Raw genomic sequence first — 4,477 nt, 5'->3', positions numbered from 1 at the left:
TGCGCGTCGACCTTGGCCTCCCGACAGACTTCGCCACGGCCGTCCACGACGCAAATCGAGACGGATCTCAAGGACACATCGATTCCGGTGAAGTAGGTCATTCAAGCTCTCCTTCGTAGTGGATTTACGAGTCTAGGAAGAGAACTCCGCAGGTCAAATCAACCCGCCCGATCACCGATGCTTCTGGCCGACTGTAGCCGGTCGCGTCCTCGGAGACCCTTGCACCTAACGCAGTCCCTGATGAACGTTTGACCGGACAGCTAGGTTCGGGGCAACTCCCGAATCTCCACCGTGCCGCCGGCCTCGTAAACTGGATTACCTGCAAGAAATTGCTTCGCGCTCTTGAGGCTGACTGCGCGCACTCGAATGAAGCCGCCTAGGTCTTTGCCCGTCGGTTGGCTCGTGTGATTCTTACAGTGGCGCTCCCCACGCCCCATCGAGCTACCGCCATCAAATTGCCCGGTGCTTCGAAGCTGAGCGAGGTATTGCTCCCAGCGTTCCGCATCATTGGCGGCTTCCGCATTGGGGGCGTCCTCATGCATGAGTAATATGTATTCATTCACTCTTGTTCTCCTTCGCCCACGTTATCGGTTCAGTTAGGGGCACGTCTCGAACGACGGGTTGTGGCCGACTGTAGCCCTTGTTTTGAATGGAGCGATGGGCCATAGGCATCCTTCGAACCCGCTTAAACCAGACTCTCACCGGCCGAGTGGAATAACGCCCAAGGCGGACGGCTCGACCCGAAGACGTCGAGGTAAGCAGTACGCCTAGATCCCAGAATTTGAACCTGGCTCGAGACTGGATTCCGACAAACCGAACGACTGAGTGAAGCGGACGCCGTTGAACGTGTGTGTACAGCATTTGCAACTCGGAGCTAGGCTGGATGGCCCAAGCTTTGGATTGACCTGCTGCAGAAGGCCGCTGTCGTCGACATAGAGGCCGCTGTAGTACGACGACTCTCCCACGCGAACGAACTCACAACGGTCGCTTTCGGTCAATGCGACCAACCAGAAAATCGGCTCGACACGATCCAGCCGGCTAACCGCCTCGGAGTGAACCTCGTTCCAAGGTTTGCCTACATGCGACAGCAGGAACTTGAAAAGAGGCGTGTAGTCACGACCGCGATGCTCTTTGCCGTGCATTGAACTTCGCTTCGCATCGGAGGGGGCTTCCTTCTTTGTGTTGCGCTGGTCGCGATAGTCTCCACCGACCGCTACATGGGGCCGGTGGGCTGTTGTGTTCTCCTTGCGAAAGAGGGGTGACTTGTGCATTTTGTTGAACGGCGAATAGGAGGGGCACGGCCAACTTCAGCTTCTGGCCGCATTCTGCCAGCCAGCTTCATTCGCTGAAGGCTGCCCTGCGAGCGCGTAGGTCCACCAGTAGGACCGTCGGTCCGTCTAGTTCGACACCCTTGTGGACATTGGTGAAGACGGCGGCCCAGAACACGGGTGTCTTACCTTCACGCTCGGTCAGGAAGGGGTCCGGCCGGACTTCAAGGAACGAACCTTCCATCCCCGTGGACTTCGCAAACTCCACGGCGAGCTCCTTTGCCCGCCTGCTCGCTTCGTCCCGTGAGAGGCGTCGAATGGAATCGGTCATGAATGTTGAACTGGAGGAGCGAGGTGAAGGTCGGCTTCTGGCCGACTGTAGCCGGTCGCGCCGCCGTCGTGGGCGGGCCCGATGCTGACGTTCGACTTACTCTGGCGCTGACCTTCATCAGGCCATCGTTCCCTTAATTGGTCGCGCCCGCTCCCGCACTTCGATCAAATGAAGTTGAACGTCCTTGGCGGCAAAGAGGGCGGCGTTGACATCACATTGCGCCAGTAGCTCCAGGCATCGCTGGTTCAACTGCTGAAGCTTCGTCAGGTCTTGCGGTTCCAGAACCCATGCCGCGCTCAAGGCGTCCAGCGCCTTGGCGCAACGCGCTCGATCTTGCTCAGGAGTGATCAGCTCGTAATCCTGCGGAGGCATTGCGCGACCTGTGACTCCGATCAGGCTTTCTTCAAGCCTGCGCATCACTTCGTAGAACTTTGCTCGGCTCATTGCGATTGCTCCACTTTTGCTCCCCAGGACCACCTCTGGCCCGATTTTGTTCATACTCCCCGGATGTCGGCTATTGGCCGCTCGCCGGCACTGGCTGCCTACTCGTCGCCCAGGTCAAGTATTCGGTCCTCGACCCAAGCAGAAAAGCTCTTGAACAGTTCCGAGTCGCCGGTTCCCGTATGTAGCAGTCCCGCCGAGCGCCAGTCGGCCCACACAACCGGACCGGATTCGTCGGATGTGTCCAGGAGGACGACGCCCGCATCGCCTTTGTCATCCAAGACCACGTACCTGGGGTCCAGGCCCGCGCTGGCGCGGAAGCGAAAGGTGTCGTCGATAGATTGCTGGATGTTGGACACGGCGTGAACAGCGCCGTAGCCGCACTCCAAGAGCAGCCAGCGCACGTCAGGCGGCAAGCGAACGTCGAGAGCCTTCTCCACGGCACTCAGCCTGTCCTCGGTCTCCTTCCTGTCACCCCTCAACAGTTCGGGATGCTTTTCGGCGAGGTCGCGGATGGAAGGCATGTTGATGGAATTGAGAGTTCGCTTCGAATGTCGGGTTCTGGCCGATTGTTGACACGGGGCGCTGGGTGCTATCCCCCGCTGGGCTCAGGCCCGTCAGTGTCCGCCCAAGAGATCTGAGCCCTCTGCAAGTCCGACAGGAGCAACGCTTGTCCCTGTTTGTGCGTGAGGACCGCACCTGCCATCTCGGCACCATCGAAGGCGCATCTTCGGAACAAGGATCGGCGAAGGTCGGCCTCTCTCAGATCCGACGTGCGAAAGTCGCAGTGCTCAAAATCTGAGGCGCGGAGATCCGCCCGCGCGAGTTTCGCTTGCGAAAAATTGACATCGACGAAATCATTCCAACAGAGTGACGACTCCGACAAGTCCGTATTCTCGAACGAAGCCCCATTGATCTCAGAGCGTCCAAAGAGCGACCTGGGCAACGTTAGGTTCGACAAAGCGATTGAGCCATCGATCCGCGTTCGGAAAAAACTCACTCCCCAAGGTCCTTCATCGCTGTAGCTTGGACGCCTTTGGGGCATGTCTGGGATTCTTCCCGGCTCTATGTAGACCGGCTGAAGGTGGCGGCAGGATTCGATGTAGCTAAGTCTCTTGCTGCTCATGGCCGCCTTTTCGCGGTTGCTGGAAGCGGTCTTTAAGGACGGCCCGTTGCACGCTATCAGCCCGATGCAAGCGACGGCGAGTCCGCCGCTCACGGTCAATCTCCGAGTGAAGTTCATGCCGATGTCGTCGAATGTCTGCTTCGCCGCCGACTGTAGCACTTGGCAGACGTGAGCCTGCCTTCTCGTACAGCAAAATTGGCTCGGTGTGCTGAATGCCCGGTTTTGGCCGACTGTAGCCAAAACCTGGCACAGAGAACCCGATAGCCGACCGCTCACGGCATCGCGCCCGTATGAACGCCCGCTAGCTTTGGGGTGGAGCAGAGAAGACCTTGACCACCTCGTACATGCCGGGGTCGAACTTCGCTATGGCGAGTGCTTGGTCAAGGAATGGTGACGCGACCGGATTTGAGCGCATCGCTTGGTAGTGTTCGGCGCTTTTCCACTGAGCGTACATCGTGACTTTTGTACCGTCGACACTGCGATGAAGAGCTGCGGAGACGAAGCCCGGCACGTTGCGGACGGACGTGTCCGTGGCGCGTGCCAGTAGCGTGAGGAGCTCCGATTGATTCGCAGGCTCGACCGTAAAGACGTTGATGAGGGTGACGAATCCTGTGTTCTCAGCGATTGTGACCATGTCAATTTGCTCCGGACTTTGGAAGGCAAGTATGGCTCGACGCGCCACTTTTTGAGAGGGTCGACAGCGTCTGCTTGTGGCCGAGTGCCGCAGTTTCCAGCGATCTCCTGCAACCGCATTCTCCGTCCAAGGTGGCCGAACGCATCGCCTTTAAATCGGTCACTGAAAGCATGGGCTCAGCCCCATGTAATAAGCTTCTCTACACCTCGATGCACATCCAAGAAGACGTCCGAGTATGGGGAAATCTCGGGGTGCTCCGAACCAGGATCACAGCGAGCTTGGCAATCCAGTGCAGCGGAGAGGAATCGTGCGAAATCGACATGGGAGCGCCATGGGGTGGCACCGCGAAGCCATACGCTGAGGAACTCGTTCTCGCTGGGCATAAGCACGAGCTTAGCGTTCTCAGATGTGTAGATTCTTACGTCTAGACTGTTATTGGTATGCGGAACCAGGCCACCCAGCGTCGACGATAAGAGAGCGATCAATGGTGCTTCGTCGGTCGCACGAATGAATGCTTCAATGTCGGTCTCGTTCATTTTTTCCATGGCCCTCTGGTTGCGACTGGAGGTGCTGAGTGAGTGACTGCTTCTCTGATCGGGCCAGTTTGTCAAGCGCAGAGTATCTCGGTATTTTGGTTTCGTCGAACAGAACGTCTCGGTGCAGTTCACGCTTCTCTA

8 protein-coding genes are annotated in these 4,477 nt (G+C 58.0%); all 8 read right to left on the bottom strand.

Annotated elements, in window-relative coordinates; translation table 11 throughout:
• Positions 1-260: 260 nt before the first annotated feature.
• The 8 genes from BM004_RS40370 to BM004_RS41300 all read right to left on the bottom strand — a co-directional run bounded on the left by BM004_RS40370 (position 261) and on the right by BM004_RS41300 (position 4,345).
• Positions 261-563 (bottom strand): YciI family protein, encoded by a 303-nt coding sequence (locus tag BM004_RS40370; protein WP_093222570.1) that lies wholly within the window; start codon positions 561-563, stop codon positions 261-263.
• Between the two features lie 204 nt (positions 564-767).
• Entirely contained in the window at positions 768-1,271 is a 504-nt protein-coding gene (locus BM004_RS40365; protein WP_093222567.1) for a hypothetical protein, read from the bottom strand.
• 67 nt (positions 1,272-1,338) lie between these two features.
• Positions 1,339-1,599, bottom strand: coding sequence for a hypothetical protein (locus BM004_RS40360; RefSeq protein ID WP_093222565.1), 261 nt, complete (start codon positions 1,597-1,599; stop codon positions 1,339-1,341).
• A gap of 117 nt (positions 1,600-1,716) precedes the next feature.
• Complete coding sequence (locus BM004_RS40355; RefSeq protein ID WP_093222562.1) at positions 1,717-2,043, bottom strand: hypothetical protein; 327 nt, start codon at positions 2,041-2,043, stop codon at positions 1,717-1,719.
• A gap of 98 nt (positions 2,044-2,141) precedes the next feature.
• Complete coding sequence (locus tag BM004_RS40350; RefSeq protein WP_093222560.1) at positions 2,142-2,564, bottom strand: SMI1/KNR4 family protein; 423 nt, start codon at positions 2,562-2,564, stop codon at positions 2,142-2,144.
• Positions 2,565-2,632: 68 nt separating this feature from the next.
• Entirely contained in the window at positions 2,633-3,085 is a 453-nt protein-coding gene (locus tag BM004_RS42630; protein ID WP_371271260.1) for a pentapeptide repeat-containing protein, read from the bottom strand.
• Positions 3,086-3,467: 382 nt separating this feature from the next.
• On the bottom strand, positions 3,468-3,800 hold the full coding sequence (locus BM004_RS40340) for an antibiotic biosynthesis monooxygenase family protein (RefSeq protein ID WP_093222555.1): 333 nt from the start codon (positions 3,798-3,800) through the stop codon (positions 3,468-3,470).
• Between the two features lie 176 nt (positions 3,801-3,976).
• The gene (locus tag BM004_RS41300) at positions 3,977-4,345 is read right to left on the bottom strand and encodes a hypothetical protein (RefSeq protein ID WP_143072701.1); all 369 of its coding nucleotides are present in this window, start codon (positions 4,343-4,345) and stop codon (positions 3,977-3,979) included.
• Positions 4,346-4,477 lie beyond the last annotated feature (132 nt).

This window comes from Variovorax sp. OK212 (genome assembly GCF_900112425.1).
Lineage (GTDB): Bacteria > Pseudomonadota > Gammaproteobacteria > Burkholderiales > Burkholderiaceae_C > Variovorax.
Note: the sequence above shows the minus strand (reverse complement) of the source record. Positions and strands in the feature narration are given on the sequence as shown.

Excerpts from the sequence above, each read along its gene's own strand:
- BM004_RS40365 (WP_093222567.1), bottom strand. The coding sequence starts at position 1,271 with ATGCACAAGTCACCCCTCTTTCGCAAGGAGAACACAACAGCCCACCGG.
- BM004_RS41300 (WP_143072701.1), bottom strand. The coding sequence starts at position 4,345 with ATGGAAAAAATGAACGAGACCGACATTGAAGCATTCATTCGTGCGACC.
- BM004_RS40360 (WP_093222565.1), bottom strand. The coding sequence starts at position 1,599 with ATGACCGATTCCATTCGACGCCTCTCACGGGACGAAGCGAGCAGGCGG.
- BM004_RS40350 (WP_093222560.1), bottom strand. The coding sequence starts at position 2,564 with ATGCCTTCCATCCGCGACCTCGCCGAAAAGCATCCCGAACTGTTGAGG.
- BM004_RS42630 (WP_371271260.1), bottom strand. The coding sequence starts at position 3,085 with ATGCCCCAAAGGCGTCCAAGCTACAGCGATGAAGGACCTTGGGGAGTG.
- BM004_RS40355 (WP_093222562.1), bottom strand. The coding sequence starts at position 2,043 with ATGAGCCGAGCAAAGTTCTACGAAGTGATGCGCAGGCTTGAAGAAAGC.
- BM004_RS40340 (WP_093222555.1), bottom strand. The coding sequence starts at position 3,800 with ATGGTCACAATCGCTGAGAACACAGGATTCGTCACCCTCATCAACGTC.